Genomic DNA, 16551 nt, shown 5'->3' with positions numbered 1-16551 from the left:
GCAAATCCCACCACACAACCGACAACTTATATGCTATGGAATCTGCTTTCAAGTTCTTCCATGCGCTCCAGCAATTTGTTAAAAGGAAGCGAATCACCATAAATCATCGAGAGCTGCATTGCCTCATAATCTTTCTTCCATACGTCAAGACATTCTTCCGGTGGAGTTAGCTTTATTCTCTTTCGAATGTCTGGAGTGTAATCAACGCCATGAATGCTGGTAAATACCTCCCGATGGTGCGCTATGGTATTCCACAAGTCATCGTCGTTGATGCCATTAATGGCGAACGGCTCGTCCATCATTTTTTCAAGGTCATACAAGTGACGCGATTTTCTGTCTGCGATATGTGCTCTGTCCGTTGTGAACATCTCATGGAGCAGAAATGCTTTTTCAAGAAAAGTCTTTTCGGCTTTGGCTGTTCGTATATCAGTGTCAGCAACATCAGTGTTCACCTGAGGGAAATAAGAACTCACAAGACTTGATACCCTCGCTATCTCAGTAGGCTCAAAAAGGGAACGGGAGCCGATTTCCAACATCACCTCCGGATTTAGATACGACGGCCCACTAAAGAGTGCATTGTATTTGATATGAATCTTCCGTGGCTCCGGATAAGTATTGTCACCTTCACCGTCAGGCTCAGGTTCTACGGTAAGATATTTGTCCAGTCCGTATTCTTTCAGTTTATCTTCCAACTGACTTGCAAATTCATCCCTGACGAAAAGTGATGACTGCTTCCGCAACTTTTTTGTCTGCCTCTTTGTTAGGTCACCAGACAGCCCGAAGAAACTTCGGTCTATAGCGAGGTCTATGTCTTCAGACATTCGGTGAATGAGGTGATAGACCTTACTCAATGATGTTCCGCCTTTGAAGACAAGTTTGTCCGCAAAAGGGAGCGTAAACACTACTTTGAGTATGGTGGAAACCCATAAGTCCTTTTCAACAGCTTGTACGGGTAGTCCAATTTTATTTGCAGTCTGTGTGATTACCATCTTCTTTTGGTCGTCACGTAATTCAAAATAACTATTCATAGAAGCTCTTTATTATTTTTCTAATCCATGCGGGCATCAGCTTATAATCAGCCTCTATGGATTTCTCGTTGATGGTTGAGAATACTTGTCTCAGTGCTTTCAGATGCTCTTCTTTGACATTACTTTGGCCTATCTCCTTCAAAGCGAATGTTGACAACTGGGCTGTCTTGTTCGTGAAAGAAAGGTTTTTGGGAACTGTATGCTTGAACGTTATGATTCTGTTGTTACCGAGCCTTATCTTCCTTGGCGAGCCATCTGTTAGGAATACCACGTTCATTGGTACCTGGGTAGACAGCCCGAGAAGGTTCATGGCATAAGCACCGGTCGGCGCAATGTGTGCTCTGTCCCTCTTTGCAACCTGCAAGGCAACGTCTTCGACAGACGGATATAATACGCCCAGTCCAAGTTCCTTGTCTATCTTCGGATATAAATAGATGCCATTAGCCAACCTTATTATGAATGAGTCATTGGTCAACCGCTCCAAAGACTTGGAGACAGACTTGATGTCACCATAAGCCGTAAAGCTGCTCGGAAAGAAGATAGAACCTCTTCCGCACTTCTTCATTCTACTAACAATCTGTTTACCAATGTTTTCTTTCATATTTTTCTATTTATTTTGTCGCAAATTTACGATATATTTTCGACAATAGCAAATATTATATTAGTTTTTCACAATAACTTTTGAACAAAACACAATTTTACCAAGAGAATCATCAGAACACAAACTTTTCAAACAGCGGAAGGAATGAATGAGAAGTCAAGTAGCTTAGCGCATATCACACACCTTCAAGCCTGATGCCATGCAAGAATTTCCATATTTGTAACACAAACTCACAATAGGGGAAAACAGCTCCATTTTGCCCTATTTATGCGCGTAACGTTGCTTCCGCTGCCTGTAAACCGAATTTTGGGGAAGAATCAACAAAAATTAGTAGCCTGAAAAATATCAGAACCGTATGACACTAAAAAAAGAGGCTGCACCGTAAAACTCAATTACGACACAGCCTCTTTAGTTTGCCTTCTCGTGAAATTCAGGTGAAATTCAAAACAAGAAACTGTAGATGTTGTTGGCTATGTAATTACAAGGGATTACATAGAATTTGATATTGTTTACTCCGTATATAGCAAGGTCAAAGAGCATGGAAACATAGCTTCTTTTACTTATTCAAACTTCCTTTCTTTATTTTTCTTTACAGATAAAAAAGTCTCAAAAAGCATTGCACTTCATTAAGATTTTGTTATATTTGCGGTGACTTGGAGCAATCTGAGTCAAGACATCGTGGAAAAAAGAAGAAGTGTTATGCTTATCTTGTGAATTGAAAACCTGAGAAACTTTCAAATATAGCACAAGGATGGCATAGTGGTTCTCACGCTTAGCGTGGGCTGCTATTACTACATTCGTGCTATGGGTTTTCTCAGGATCTTCAATTCAGAACGTGGGCATAGTCAGTTCACGTTTCTGCACATCTAAACAATACAACTTTTTAAGCCCACATTGCAGCTATATTTCAGCTAACCCTCTGATCTTCAGGACTCGTTTTTTTTGATATCCGCTTTTGGGGTCCACACAAATTTTCTTGCCTTTATCGGAATGTGGCCGACCTTGAGCATGTCATATATCTGTAGTAAATCATCTTCCGGCTCGCTGCATTTTCTTACTGCAATCTTTTCTCCGTTGCTCAGACTGGCTGTGCTGGTGGCTACTGTCTGCTTGTGCATGACAGGCCGCAGCGACCACCATTCCGCCTTGATGCCTCCCTTGCGCAACATGTATCTTGCAGTGGATACGACCCAATAGGCGAGGATGGCCAGATGAAGATGGGCCTTGATGCTTTCATCGCTTTTGTGGTATACCGGTCTGATATCCAGATCGTTTTAAGGACTCTGAAAACGTTATGTAAAGCTTTACATAACTTCTTTAGAATCAGCAAGGCCATTTGGAGATGAGACCTATGTTTCATTTTACCGAAAGACGTATCGAAGCGCATGTCTGCATTTGCTTCATTGCTTACAAGGTATATAAGGAATTGCAGAGGCTGCTGCCATCATATGGCATACACATGAGTGTAGACAAGGTACTAAAGATAGCCAAGACGATTCCAACCGTCTATGTAAAGCTGCCCAACGATAAAATCATCAATAAAACCTTATTTCTGACCGACGAGCAGGGGCAAATCAAGCCTTTATTTGACATGTAGGAGATTTAGGGTGACGCAACGCTAAAGCCGGGAGCAGGGGCAAATCAAGCCTTTTATTTGACATGTAGGAGATTTGGGGTGACGCAACGCTAAAGTCAGGAAAAGAATTATACCTCTGCCTCTTCCAGCCCCGTCGGGGCTTTGTGTTGGCAGACAGAAAAAAACACCCACGTTGAAGTAGGATGGGGATAACCCCCAGCTACTAACTGCGGGCATTTACCTTATTTCTCGTCCGCAACTGCGACAATGGGGATAAAGTCAGACTGACATCCTATGTAAAACATTGATTATAAGACTCTTGCAGCACTCTGCCACCGTAGGGGTGGGGTTTATCCCCATCCTCGCAGCTGCGTGGGCAGCTACTTTATTTTTCATCCATTGCTGCAGAGTATCTACCTTAATTCTTGCCCGCAGTTAGTAGGGCTGGGATAAACCCAGCCCCTACGGTGGATAGGTGCAACACATTGATAACCAATGTGTTGTTAACGTTAGCCCTTTGTAGGGACGGGTGTGTAAGGTTTAGGTCCGTCTGCGTTTATATTATATTCTCTGCCACTGACAGCCCCGTCGGGGCTTTCTCGTGGCAGAGAATTACCAAAGATTCCTCGCCAAGCCGCTAAGGGCGCAAAGATTCCGCAAGGATTTTTCCGTGTTGTTGGCGCAGTCTTTGTGTTCTTTGCGGTTTTTCGGGCTTTTATGAACTTTTACGATACAGATTAATTGGCGGATTACTGGCTGACTTTGTCGCCTTTTCGGGGTTTTATTCGTAATTTTGCAACATAATTAGCAAGTATGAAGAATATTCGTAAATACATCCTCTCCATCACGCCGGTGGCCTTTCTGATAGTCTTCTTGGCAGTGGTCATCCGCGTTTACGGCATCGACGCACTGTCGGGGCCCAGTCAGTTGGTGCTCATCGTCTCTACGGGCATCGCCGTTCTCATAGCCATCCTCTTCTTTCATAAGTCGTGGAAGACCCTCGAGGCCGAAATCAACCATTCCATCGGCAGCATAGGCTCGCCCATTGTCATCCTCCTGCTCATCGGACTGTTGTCGGGCACGTGGATGGTCAGCGGCATCGTGCCCATGCTCATCTACTACGGCATGCAGATCATCAACCCCCACGTCTTCCTCATCACGAGCTGCCTCATCAGCGCCATCGTCTCGGTAATGACCGGTAGCTCGTGGACCACCGTGGCCACCATCGGCGTGGCTCTGATGGGCATCGGCAAGGCCGAAGGCTTCAGCGACGGGTGGACGGCGGGAGCCATACTCTCCGGCGCATATTTCGGCGATAAGATGTCGCCACTCTCCGACACCACCGTCCTGGCCTCCTCGCTCTGCGGCACTCCCCTCTTCACACATATTAAATATATGACCATCACGACGGTACCGGCGTTCACCATCACACTGCTCATCTTCCTCACGGCAGGATTCCTCTCGCCCTCAGCGGCATCGATAGACACGACGGCGTTCACCACGGCCCTGTCGTCGAAATTCGACCTCAGTCCGTGGCTCCTCCTCGTACCCGTGGCCACCGGTGCGATGATATATAAGAAGCTGCCCGCCATCATCGTTCTCTTCGCCTCGTCGGTGCTCGCCATCGTCTTTGCCGTCATCTTCCAGCCCCAGGTGCTCGCCGAGGTCAGCGGAGTAGCCAATGCGGCAGCACCGGGAACGGTCCCGTCGGCGGTAATCCTCTTCAAGGGTGCTATGGTGAGCTGTTTCGGTTCCACGTCCGTCGACAGCGGATTTGCCCCCGTCAACGCCCTTTTGGCCACCCGCGGTATGGCCGGCATGCTCAATACGGTATGGATAATCCTCTGCGCCATCTGCTTCGGAGGGGTACTGAAAGCCAGCGGGATGCTCGCCAATATCGTCAGCCTCGTCATTCCGCTCACCAGGACACGGGTGGGACTGGTGGCCTCAACGGTCGTCTCCGGCATCTTCTTCAACGCCACTGCCGCCGACCAGTTTCTCTCTATCATGCTCAATGCCAGCATGTTCGGCGAGATATACCGCAAGGAGGGCTACGAGCCGCGGCTGCTCAGCCGGAGCATCGAGGACTCCAGCACCGTCACCTCGGTCCTCATCCCCTGGAGCACCTGCGGCATGACCCAGTCGACGGTCCTCAATGTGCCCACGCTCACCTACCTACCCTATTGTTTCTTCAATATCCTCGCCCCGCTGACGAGCATCATCGTTGCCGCCACGGGGTACAAGATATATAAGGTTGCAAAGGGATAACCCGTTCCGCTACGGATGCCAGTCCCCCGCAATCCGTTGACGCAAAGGTAATATTTGCTTTGTATCTTGTCCGTTGCTGGTAGGACGGGGATAAACCCCGCCCCTACGGCGGATGCGTGCAACACATTGATTACCAACGTGTTGTTAACATAATCCTTGTGTGCGTTAATGATGCATCTGCAAGGGCGGGTAGGCAGGGTTAGGGGCCGTCCGGTCGGTCGGAAGACCGAATCTCTGCCATTCATTCAGACCACCCTTAACCCTGTCTACTCGCACCTAACAAAGGCTCATCGCTTTATGCCCGCAAGTATCGGACGGCCCCTAAGCATAAATATGCAAAACGCTGATAATAAGACGCTTGCAGCACTCTTCCGCCGTAGGGGTGGGGTTTGTCCCCATCCTCGCAGCTGCAGGGTATCGCTATAAAAATCTGTTTAATTAAATTTCGGGGAAATAGCAATATTGGAGCAATAAAATTTCGGGGGAATGACCAATTCGAGTAAATAAAATTTCGGGGGAATGGCCAATTCGGGCAAATAAAATTTCGGGGGAATGGCTAATTCAGGCAAATAAAATTTCGGGGGAATCCCTATTTTTGCCCTAAAAAATTTTGGGGGAACAGAAAATATTGGTATATTTGCACGTGAAATCAAAGATGCGAAAGGGCTATGGAAAGAAGATTTTTTCGGCGTAAGATATACGATGCGTTATTAAAGTGGAAAGACGACAGCCACGGCAAGTCGGCAGTCTTAGTGGAAGGTGCGCGGCGTGTTGGAAAATCAACCATCGTGGAGCAGTTCGCGCGCGACCAGTACGAATCCTATATACTCATCGACTTCAACCAAGCCTCGCGCGAGACGAAGATGCTATTTGACGACCTTACCGACCTCGACTATATATTTCTGACCCTCCAAGCCAGTTACCACACCTCACTGACAAAGAGGAAATCGGTAATCGTGTTCGACGAGGTACAGAATTGCCCCAAAGCTCGACAGGCCATCAAGTATCTTGTTGCTGACGGACGGTACGATTATATAGAGACGGGCTCACTTATCAGCATCCGGAAGAATACGGAAAATATCACCATTCCCAGCGAAGAGGACAGAATAACGATGCATCCTATGGATTTCGAAGAATTCAGATGGGCTGTCGGCGACAATGATACGGTGGACATCCTTCGTAAGTTTTGGGAATTGAAAAAGCCATTGGGAGCTGCCCACCGCAACATCCAGCGGTTGCTCCGACTATATATGTTGGTTGGCGGGATGCCGCAGGCCGTGGAGGAATATATCTCGACCAACGACCTCAGCAAGGTGGACAGGGTAAAACGGCGCATCATAACGCTCTATCAGGAGGATTTCCACAAGATAGACCCCTCCGGCAATGCTGCCCAAATGTTCATGTCGATACCCGGGCAGCTCAGCCGCAATGTATCACGCTATCTGCCCTCCCAGACCATCGGCTCACAGACGGCAAAGGCCGAGAGCGACCTGCTCAGTGCATTAGCCGAAAGCAAGACTGTCGATGTGGTATACCATACTGACGATCCCAATGTGGGGATGGAACTGACAAGGGACACTTCGCGGTACAAGCTCTACGTGGCCGACACGGGACTTTTTGTTACGATGGCTTTCTGGGACAAGGACTTCACGGAGAACGTCATCTATCAGAAGTTGCTCAGCGACAAGCTCGCTGCCAACTTAGGTTATGTCTACGAAAATCTTGTGGCTCAGATGCTTATAGCCTCGGGCAACAAGCTCTTCTATTATACGTGGGCAAAAGACGATAAGCACCGATACGAGATTGATTTTCTGATATCCAGCGGCAATAAGATATGTCCAATTGAAGTGAAGTCGTCAGGCTATAGGACTCATGCGTCATTAGATGCGTTCTGCAAGAAGTTCTCGGAGAGGGTAAAAGTTCCGATTCTCGTATATACAAAAGATTTTGAACGGGACGGCAACACTATCCTCCTGCCGGTATACATGGTTCCATTTCTATGATTAATGACCAGGCATCCCAACGTCTATCCATGTGTTGCAGAGGGTATGGGGTAACAATTTCATTATCAGCACATTGCCGACGCAATACAGTTGCAGAGTGCTGGCGGGCAGGGTTAGGAACCGTCCGAGATCTGCGCCCAAAAAGCGATGGTCGTTTGCAGGGGCGGATAGGTAGGGTTCGATGCCTTTCTAAGAAATTGCAGAGAATCGGTCTGACGACCGACCGGACGGCCATAAAGGCCGCCCCTGCAAATGGGTCATTAACGCGCACACGAGATTCAGATCAATAGGTATAAGGCGATGGGCGGTTGCAGGGTACAAGCTGCAACAAATTCATTATCTACATGTTACTGCAACAATTTCATTATCAGCACATTGACTATGCAATCCCTTCTCAGGGCATCGACTTACACAAAGATTGTTGATGATCGCACAAAATACTACGAATATTCGGGAAGAGAATAAAAATGGAAAAATTATGCGCCGACTGTTTGGCTGTTGACGCGGAATGATGTACTTTTGCATTACAATCCTTTCTGCCGGCGATAATCCGTCAACGAAGGCGACCGACCATACATCTATTGGGATGATAATCTGCCAACAAAGGCGATAATCCACCAATCGAGATGGAAATCTGCCAATCCAGATGGAAAACTGTCAATCAAGGTAAAAATCCGTCAACTGAGATGGAAATCCGTCAACAAAGGCGATAATCCACCAATCGAGATGGAAATCTGCCAATCCAGATGGAAAACTGTCAATCGAGGTGGCAATCCATCTATCGAGGCTACGATCAGTTGATTGTTGGTTAAAGGCGGGAGGGAAAACAACACCTAAGAAACTGATAAAAAGAACATTACGATGATTTCAAAACACGAACGCAAAGCCATCATCGACCTCATCCGCTCGCAGGTCGTGCCGGCAATAGGCTGTACGGAGCCCATTGCCGTGGCCCTCTGCGTGGCTAAGGCGCGGGCCACCCTCGGTGCCGTTCCCGAGAGCGTCACCCTCCATCTCAGTGCAAACATCCTCAAGAACGCCATGGGCGTGGGCATTCCCGGTACCGGGATGATAGGACTGCCAATAGCCGTGGCCCTCGGTGCACTTATCGGGCGCGCCGACCTCGGACTGGAGGTGCTCCGCGACTGCAACAAGAAAGCTGTGGCGCAGGGCCGGAAGTTCATCGACGAAGGCCGCATCAACATCCAACTTGAGACCACCGACAAGGACAAGCTCTTCATCAACGCCGTTGTCAGTGCCGACGGCCACGATGCCGAGGCCACTATCCGGGGCGGTCACACCAATTTCGTCTTCCTCCGCCGCGACGCCGACGTGCTCCTCGACCGCAAAGGCTGTGAGGCTGCCGCCATAGAGAACGGTGGCGTGGAGCTCACGCTGCGTAAGGTCTACGACTTTGCCATGCAGACCGATGTCGACGACCTGCGGTTCATCCTCGACGCCCGACGGCTGAACGAGGCCGCCGCCAACGAGGGACTGCGCGAGAACTACGGTCACGAACTCGGCAAGACACTCTGCTCACCCTTGGGAAAGGGCATCATGGGCGACAGCATCTTCTCGCATATCCTTGCCCGGACGAGCTGCGCCTGCGACGCGCGCATGGCCGGGGCGATGATTCCGGTGATGAGCAACAGCGGATCGGGCAACCAGGGAATCTGTACGACGATGCCCGTGGTGGTATATGCCGAGGAGAACCACAACACCGAGGAGGAACTCATCAGGGCCCTGATACTCAGCAACCTTACGGCGATATACATCAAGCAGAACCTCGGTCCGCTGTCGGCCCTCTGCGGATGCGTCGTCGCCGCCACAGGCAGCAGCTGCGGCATCACCTATCTTATGGGCGGGGGATACAACGAGGTGAGCTTTGCCGTACAGAATATGATTGCCAACGTCACGGGAATGATCTGCGACGGAGCAAAACCGTCGTGCGCCCTGAAGATGACCACGGGCGTGGGCACGGGCGTGATGAGTGCCATGCTCGCCATCGAGCACCGCAACGTCACATCGGTGGAGGGAATCATCGACGACGATGTCGACCAGAGCATCCGCAACCTCGCATCCATCGGCACCCGCGGCATGGACACCACCGACAAGTTTATCCTCGACATCATGACCCACAAGACACACCGCAAGAAATAGAACGCACCGAGGCCCGGCACGCGACAAAAGATGTGGGGGTTCCATCAGCCAAAATCATTTTGGAGGAGCGCGGAGCAACAAGATAATTGGCCAATTCATTATTTGGAGCAGTGCGGGTCGACAAGAGATTTAATCGTCCCATCAGCCAAAATCATTTTGGAGGAGCACGAAGGGACGAGAGAGATTTTGTCGTTTCATTATTTGGTGGAGCGCGGAACGACAAGAGAATCCAGCCAATGGAATGTAATAATAATTCACATCGCATTATTCATCGTTCGTTGGTTGCACAGTGCTGATTATATGTGGGTTATAAATATATATCATTTTGCGTTGCAAAACGGTTCGTTTTACAACGCAAAACGGTACATTTCGCAAAGTGAAATGTACCGTTTTGAAAGCCAAAATGATATGATTCGGAAGGATGTAAAGAAATTTCCACAAAGAATCTCTGTCAGAGTGATACCTTTTCAAGGAGATAATATCATAATAATTGCAGACCCCGCAATTTCTTTGTAAAACATTGATGTGCTGATGTTTGCAGCACATAACTATAGGCGTAGAGTTATCCCACATACTATTGCCACGCGGGTGAATTCCTCTCGCAAAGCCGCAAAGAGCGCAAAGTCTGCGCCAACGAATCACGAAGAGTGTGTATTCCTTTCCGACAAAAACAAGCAAAACCCTTGCCGTAATGATTCCCTCTCGCAAAGCCGCAAAGAGCGCAAAGTCTGCGCCAACGAATCACAGACAATGCGTATTCCTATTTGACAAAAACAAGAAAAACCCTTGCCGTGATGCAAGGGCTGCGCCCTATGTTTCTTCCCTGTGCCTACTTGCTTCGAAGCAAGCTTCTACCCGTCGGCACCGGGAAGAAACAGCCTTCGTTCCTCAGGCTTGCATCACGGCAAGGAAAACCAGAAAAACAGCTGACGCCGCGGTTTTTACTCTGGCAACACAAAGCCCCGACGGGGCTGTCAGTGGCAGAGAATATAATATAAACGCAGAAGGACCTAAACCTTACACACCCGTCCCTACAAAGGGTTAACGTTAACAACGCATTGGCTATCAATGTGTTGCACACATCCTCCGTAGGGGTGGGGTTTATCCCCACCCTACTAACTGCGGGCAAGAATTAAGGTAGATACTCTGCAGCAATGGATGAAAAATAAAGTAGCTGCCCCGCAGCTGCGAGGATGGGGATAAACCCCACCCCGACGGTGGCAGAGTGCTGCAAGAGGCTTATAATCAATGGTTTACATAGGATGTCAGTCTGACTTTATCCCCATTGTTGCAGCTGCGGACGAGAAATAAAGTAAATGCCACGCAGTTAGTAGCTGGGATTTATCCCCATCCTACTGCAACGTGTGTGATTTTTTCTGCTAACGCAAAGCCCCGACGGGACTTAATTCTCAATAACCCCAGACTGAGGGAGCGCAGCGACAGCAGTCTGGGGTAGAAAGTGATCGCAAGAAATCCACGACCAGCCTCGAAGAGGTTGAATAGCGGAACGCGCAGAAAACACATGCTTTTGCGCACTCCGTGCTATTGTGCGTCTTCGAGGCACTGAATGATTAATCCTACTGCATTCCTTTCCCCGGACTGCACTCGCTATCGCTTGTTTAGTCCGGGGTTATTGACGATTCAGCCCCGTCGGGGCTGGTAGTGGGGGAGGTATAATTCTTTTATGGCAACAGGTGGGGATAACCCCCACCCCTTCGGCGGATGAATGCAGCACATTGATTACCAACGTATTTTGCAGTAATCCATTTGCGCGTTAATGATCCCTTTGTCGGGCTGCTCATAAAGGCCGTCCGTCGCTGCGGGTATCTACCGTGATTCTTGTCCGCTATTGGTAGGGTGGGGATAAACCCCACCCCTACGGCGGCTGAGTGCTGCAAGAGTCTTATTATCAGCGGGTTGCATTATGTAGAGCAAAAGGACAACTGCAAATAATGGATAAATATAACACGGCTGTCCGAATCTCTGCAATCTCTTTATTCAGATGTCCTCGCACCCACGTTATCCCCCCGATATTTATCCGCTGAACGCTGACGGCAACAATCACATTATGGCCATGGATTATGCCAAAAGACGCTAACGGTCCCCGGGTCCGTGCCGTTTGGCATATTTTTTGCATACACCCCGGCAGAATATAAATAATTAAAATCAAAGATATGCAACAAGGTAATATAGGTGTAACGACAGAGAATATCTTCCCTGTCATCAAGAAATTCCTTTACTCTGACCACGAGATCTTCCTCCGCGAGATGGTCAGCAATGCCGTCGACGCCACACAAAAGCTGAAAACGCTCATCCGCCAGGGCGATTTCAAGGGCGATGCCGGCGACCTCACCATCCACGTGAGCCTCGACGAGAAAGCCGGCACGCTGACAATCAGCGACCGCGGTATCGGTATGACAGCCGACGAGATCGACAAGTATATCAACCAGATAGCGTTCTCCGGTGTCACCGATTTCATGGAGAAATATAAGGACAAGGCCGATGCCATCATCGGACACTTCGGTCTCGGTTTCTACTCGTCGTTCATGGTGTCGAAGAAGGTCGAAATCGTCACCCGCAGCTATAAGGAAGGCTCGAAGGCCGTGAAGTGGTCGTGCGACGGCACACCGTCGTTCACCATCGACGATGCCGACAAAGCCGACCGCGGTACCGACATCATCCTGTATATCGCCGACGACTGCAAGGAATTCCTTGAGAAACAGCGCATTAGCGACCTGCTCAACAAATACTGTAAGTTCATGCCCGTGCCAATAGCCTTCGGCAAGAAGACGGAGTGGAAGGACGGCAAGCAGGTCGACACCGACGAGGACAACATCATCAACAGTGTGGAGCCGCTGTGGACAAAGACACCGAGCACGCTAAAGGACGACGACTATAAGAAGTTCTACCACACCCTCTTCCCGATGAACGACGACCCGCTGTTCTGGATTCACCTCAACGTCGACTATCCGTTCCACCTCACCGGAATACTCTATTTCCCGAAGGTGAAGAGCAATCTCGACCTCCAGCGCAACAAGATTCAGCTCTACTCGAACCAGGTATTTGTCACCGACCACGTCGAGGGTATCGTCCCCGACTTCCTCACCCTGCTCCACGGTGTCATCGACTCGCCGGACATCCCGCTGAATGTCAGCCGCAGCTATCTGCAGAGCGACTCTAACGTGAAGAAGATTTCGACATACATCGAGAAGAAGGTCGCCGACCGCCTGCAGGGAATCTTCAAGAGCGACAGAAAGGAATTTGAGAAGAAATGGGACGACATCAAACTCTTCATCAACTACGGAATGCTCTCTGAGCCAGAGACTTTCTACGACCGTGCCAAGGATTTCGCACTGATGAAGGACACCGAGGGCAAGTACTACAGCTTCGAGGAGTACCGCAAGCTCATCGAGGGCAACCAGACCGACAAGGACAAGGTGGTCGTCTATCTCTACGCCACAAACAAGGAGGACCAGTACACCTACATCGAGGCCGCCAAGAGCAAGGGCTACAGCGTGCTGATGCTCGACGGTCAACTCGACGTGCCTGTAATCTCGCTCCTCGAGCAGAAATTCTCGCAGAGCCGCTTCGTACGTGTCGATTCCGACATCATCGACCGCCTTATCGTCAAGGACGATGCCCCTAAGAGCACCCTCACTGACGATGAGCGTGACATTCTGTCACAGGTCTTCCGCAGTCAGATGCCAGCCATGGAGAAGAAAGAGTTCGGTGTCGAGGTCAGCAACCTCGGCGAGAACGCGCAGCCCGTCGTCCTCACCGAGAACGAGTACATGCGCCGTATGAAGGATATCAGTAAGTATCAGCAGGGTATGAGCTTCTACGGTCAGATGCCCGACACCTATACGGTGGTCCTCAACGCCGACCACAAGCTCGTCAAGAAGGTCCTCGACGAGGAGAGCAAGGCCACCGAGGGCGAGCTCAAGCCCGTCAGCAGCGAGCTCAAGGGTCAGCAGGCCCGTCTCGCCGCCCTCCATCAGAGTCAGAGCAAGAAGAAGGCCGAGGAGATAACGAAGGAGGAAAAAGACGACCTGCAGAACACCGAGAAGGCCGTCAACGACCTGCGCCAGAAGAAGAACGACATCATCGCCTCCCACGCCAAGGACAATAAGGTGGTCCACGAGCTCATCGACCTGGCACTGCTCCAGAACGGCATGCTCAAAGGCAAGGCCCTCGATGCCTTCCTCAAGCGGTCGGTGGACATGATTGGATAAAGCGACAACCCGAGCCTGGCGCCACGCCAACCGCGATTAACGAAGGCCGGAGCCTCATGCAGCAAAAGCAGCTGCTGAGGTTCCGGCCTTTTTGCGTGGTGTGGAGGGTACCCGAAGGCAACGGCGGGTTGTAACCCGCCGCACACGACAACAGAGCCCACACGACGGCAGCGGGAGGCGAAAGAGGACACACGAGGCGGCTGGAGGCAAAAGAGGGCACACGCGGGACAACAGAGCCCACACGACGGCAGCGGGAGACAAAAGAGGACACACGAGGCGGCTGGAGGCAAAAGAGGGCACACGCGGGACAGAGCCCACACGACGGCAGCGGGAGGCGAAAGAGGACACACGAGGCGGCAGCAACGGTTAACCAGAGCTGCATCAGCTGGGTACAGATACGAGAAAACCCCTGACTCGTTAGAGCCAGGGGTCCTTTCTCTCTTTTTTTCAGTTCGTAGAGCTAAGATTACTTAGCGCTGTCTGCTGGAGCTGCTGCGCTGTCTGCAGGAGCTGCTGCGCTGTCAGTAGCGGTGCTGTCAGCTGTAGAATCAGCTGCGCTGTCAACGACTGCTGCTGTGTCTGCTGTAGAATCAGCATTAGCGTCAGCCTTTGAAGAGTTACCACAAGATGCGAAAGAGATAGCTGCAACAGCTACGAACATTAAAACTAATTTCTTCATTTTCTTTGCTTTTTAAATCTGTAAAACAATCATTTGTTTATTAAAACACTGCAAAGGTATACGTTTTTTTCGAGACCCAAAATATTTTTTCATATTTTTTTTAGCCTCTTTTGTAACCTTTTTGTAATAGCTTGATAATCAACCTATTGCAAACTGCTAACAAAAGTTAAAGTTCTCCGTGCCCCCTCACAGCCCCTCAAAAAACCGATTTTTAACACTTTTAAGTGGTGCCGGCAGATGATGAACCATGGTCCGAAGGAGAGGCGAAGTAGATGGAAGGCGAGTGCCGGTGTGTCTTATGGCCTCTGACCATAGGCAAGAGCAACGGCGGAGAGCCGCGACGAACGGACAGCGACCGCAGGCCGCCGAGAATATGATTCCCGATGGATTCTGCTCAGAGGTGGCTCTACACATTATTATATATAGGGTGACCGATTTGTTGCCCTAATTAACCGAAAAAATGCTGAGTTTCGATCTGGCTACCGAGCGGACTGCCATAAAGGCCGCCCCTGCAAGTGAATCATTAACGCGCACCCGATATACGGAACAACGGGAATAAACGATAATCGGTTGCAGGGACGGTCCGCAAATAACGGGCAAGCGGCACTGCGCTGCTTGTCCGTTATGGAATCCACGGAATCGGCGAGAGAAGGAATTGCAAAAAACTTGAAACAGCGGGCCACAAGATTTCAACTTCATTCAACGATAGTTACCGCTGACACTCAAAAGGTTAAAGATTATCAAAATGTGGCGGAATAAAAAAATAATTCGTACTTTTGCAACAAATGAGAATAAACGGCAGCAAATGCCGAGAAAACGAATAATGACAAGCCTGACTGCATGGTCGGGCAAAAGAAAGGAAAGACAATGAAGAAATATCTACTCGTAGCACTGATGCTGCTCTGCGGAATCAGTTTCGCGTCAGCACAGGCAGAGATACGTTTCGACAAGGTGACGGTCGATTTCGGCACCTTCCCAGAATCGAATCCGGTGAAGAAGACCACGTTCACCTTCACTAATGTCGGCAACCAGCCGTTAGTCATCAATCAGGTTGTGGCCAGCTGCGGATGCACCGTGCCCCAGTACGACAAGCGGCCGATAGCTCCCGGACAGAAGGGCAGCATCGACGTGACGTACAACGGCAAGGGAAAATTCCCCGGACACTTCAAGAAGAGTATCACCGTGCGCACCAACGGTAAGGTGGAGATGACACGGTTGTACATCGAAGGTGAAATGAAGTAATTACGATTACAGTTATTACAATCAATATTGAAAGAAATTTTGTTATTTAAACCTCCGCCTCTGTGCGTGATGCATAGGGAGGAATTCAGATTGTGGCGTGCATAGGCCGTGAGGCGACATGTACGAGATTTATTTGTATAAATGTATGGGGGGCTGAGCGTTGCCCCCTTTTTTGTACCCGTACGAAACGATGGAGGAAGCGGGAGAACGGCGACGACCTGCAACCACAAGAACTGTCAAATGGCTGTCAGCGGCAGGGCGAAGCAATTCGCTGTAGTACGCCAAATTTGATTTTCCTTTTATACCGGCCTCCTACTTACGTTAATGCCTCGCAAACCGGCGGGACAGAATTTACTGTATGATACGTGTGATGCCTCCTACTTACCTACTTACGTTAATGCCTCGCAAACCGGCCCGTTTTCATTCGCTGAAACGGACCAGTATATTTCCCGACTTCGTCAATGCGTCACCCAAAATTACAGTACATGGCTGATGCGATTGATATCCATACGTACGATGGCATAGGCAAAAAACTCTAAGACATTCGGACTTATTAACTACGCAACGGACTTCATTGAAGGTTCGTGGCGTGGTCAATCTTAGAAATTTCAAAAGATTCTCTGAGCTGATTCTCGTGTTGAAAGAATAGTTGACTTAGTCTTGAAAAAAATTGGGATATGATGTATTCATTTACCGTAAGACGGAACATATTTTTCTTGACGCAATTTCACGAATTCAAATAAAATCATTAAATTTGCATAT

Annotated in this window: 9 protein-coding genes and 1 pseudogene; 6 read left to right on the top strand and 4 right to left on the bottom strand. The window is 49.4% G+C overall.

Annotation, left to right across the window (positions count from 1 at the left end; genetic code table 11):
- Positions 1 to 26 precede the first annotated feature (26 nt).
- From LDN30_RS13740 to LDN30_RS13730, 3 genes are all read right to left on the bottom strand, one after another.
- Positions 27 to 1028 (bottom strand): nucleotidyl transferase AbiEii/AbiGii toxin family protein, encoded by a 1002-nt coding sequence (locus LDN30_RS13740; protein WP_223929879.1) that lies wholly within the window; start codon positions 1026 to 1028, stop codon positions 27 to 29.
- Complete coding sequence (locus LDN30_RS13735) at positions 1021 to 1629, bottom strand: DUF6088 family protein (protein WP_223929878.1); 609 nt, start codon at positions 1627 to 1629, stop codon at positions 1021 to 1023. The genes LDN30_RS13740 and LDN30_RS13735 overlap by 8 nt, the downstream gene beginning before the upstream one ends.
- Before the next feature lie 926 nt (positions 1630 to 2555).
- Positions 2556 to 2798 (bottom strand): hypothetical protein, encoded by a 243-nt coding sequence (locus tag LDN30_RS13730; protein ID WP_223929876.1) that lies wholly within the window; start codon positions 2796 to 2798, stop codon positions 2556 to 2558.
- Positions 2799 to 2956: 158 nt separating this feature from the next.
- Between LDN30_RS13730 and LDN30_RS16595 the strand changes: the two are divergent.
- The 5 genes and pseudogenes from LDN30_RS16595 to htpG form a co-directional block, all read left to right on the top strand.
- Positions 2957 to 3226: pseudogene (locus LDN30_RS16595) on the top strand (IS1634 family transposase); the annotation flags it as partial.
- Positions 3227 to 4018: 792 nt separating this feature from the next.
- The gene (locus tag LDN30_RS13720; protein WP_223929872.1) at positions 4019 to 5473 is read left to right on the top strand and encodes a Na+/H+ antiporter NhaC family protein; all 1455 of its coding nucleotides are present in this window, start codon (positions 4019 to 4021) and stop codon (positions 5471 to 5473) included.
- Between the two features lie 668 nt (positions 5474 to 6141).
- A complete protein-coding gene (locus LDN30_RS13715) occupies positions 6142 to 7476 on the top strand; it encodes an ATP-binding protein (protein ID WP_223929870.1) in 1335 nt (444 codons plus the stop codon).
- A gap of 864 nt (positions 7477 to 8340) precedes the next feature.
- Entirely contained in the window at positions 8341 to 9636 is a 1296-nt protein-coding gene (locus LDN30_RS13710; protein WP_223929929.1) for an L-cysteine desulfidase family protein, read from the top strand.
- A gap of 2174 nt (positions 9637 to 11810) precedes the next feature.
- Entirely contained in the window at positions 11811 to 13868 is a 2058-nt protein-coding gene (gene htpG / locus LDN30_RS13705; RefSeq protein WP_223929867.1) for a molecular chaperone HtpG, read from the top strand.
- 466 nt (positions 13869 to 14334) lie between these two features.
- On the opposite strand, the gene LDN30_RS13700 is transcribed toward htpG, so the two are convergent.
- Entirely contained in the window at positions 14335 to 14547 is a 213-nt protein-coding gene (locus tag LDN30_RS13700; protein ID WP_223927305.1) for a PG1828 family lipoprotein, read from the bottom strand.
- A gap of 867 nt (positions 14548 to 15414) precedes the next feature.
- Here LDN30_RS13700 and LDN30_RS13695 point away from each other — a divergent pair.
- Positions 15415 to 15789, top strand: a complete 375-nt coding sequence (locus LDN30_RS13695) for a DUF1573 domain-containing protein (protein WP_223927304.1) — start codon at positions 15415 to 15417, stop codon at positions 15787 to 15789.
- The last annotated feature ends 762 nt before the right edge of the window (positions 15790 to 16551 follow it).

Origin of the sequence: Prevotella lacticifex (genome assembly GCF_019973375.1) — a bacterium.
In the GTDB taxonomy this organism is placed as follows: Bacteria; Bacteroidota; Bacteroidia; order Bacteroidales; family Bacteroidaceae; genus Prevotella; species Prevotella lacticifex.
This window is presented reverse-complemented; position numbering and strand designations above follow the sequence as displayed.

What these genes read in the sequence shown, in the direction of transcription:
- LDN30_RS13720 (WP_223929872.1), top strand. Translation starts at nt 4,019, where the DNA reads ATGAAGAATATTCGTAAATACATCCTCTCCATCACGCCGGTGGCCTTT.
- LDN30_RS13695 (WP_223927304.1), top strand. Translation starts at nt 15,415, where the DNA reads ATGAAGAAATATCTACTCGTAGCACTGATGCTGCTCTGCGGAATCAGT.
- LDN30_RS13715 (WP_223929870.1), top strand. Translation starts at nt 6,142, where the DNA reads ATGGAAAGAAGATTTTTTCGGCGTAAGATATACGATGCGTTATTAAAG.
- LDN30_RS13735 (WP_223929878.1), bottom strand. Translation starts at nt 1,629, where the DNA reads ATGAAAGAAAACATTGGTAAACAGATTGTTAGTAGAATGAAGAAGTGC.
- LDN30_RS13730 (WP_223929876.1), bottom strand. Translation starts at nt 2,798, where the DNA reads ATGTTGCGCAAGGGAGGCATCAAGGCGGAATGGTGGTCGCTGCGGCCT.
- LDN30_RS13740 (WP_223929879.1), bottom strand. Translation starts at nt 1,028, where the DNA reads ATGAATAGTTATTTTGAATTACGTGACGACCAAAAGAAGATGGTAATC.
- LDN30_RS13700 (WP_223927305.1), bottom strand. Translation starts at nt 14,547, where the DNA reads ATGAAGAAATTAGTTTTAATGTTCGTAGCTGTTGCAGCTATCTCTTTC.
- htpG (WP_223929867.1), top strand. Translation starts at nt 11,811, where the DNA reads ATGCAACAAGGTAATATAGGTGTAACGACAGAGAATATCTTCCCTGTC.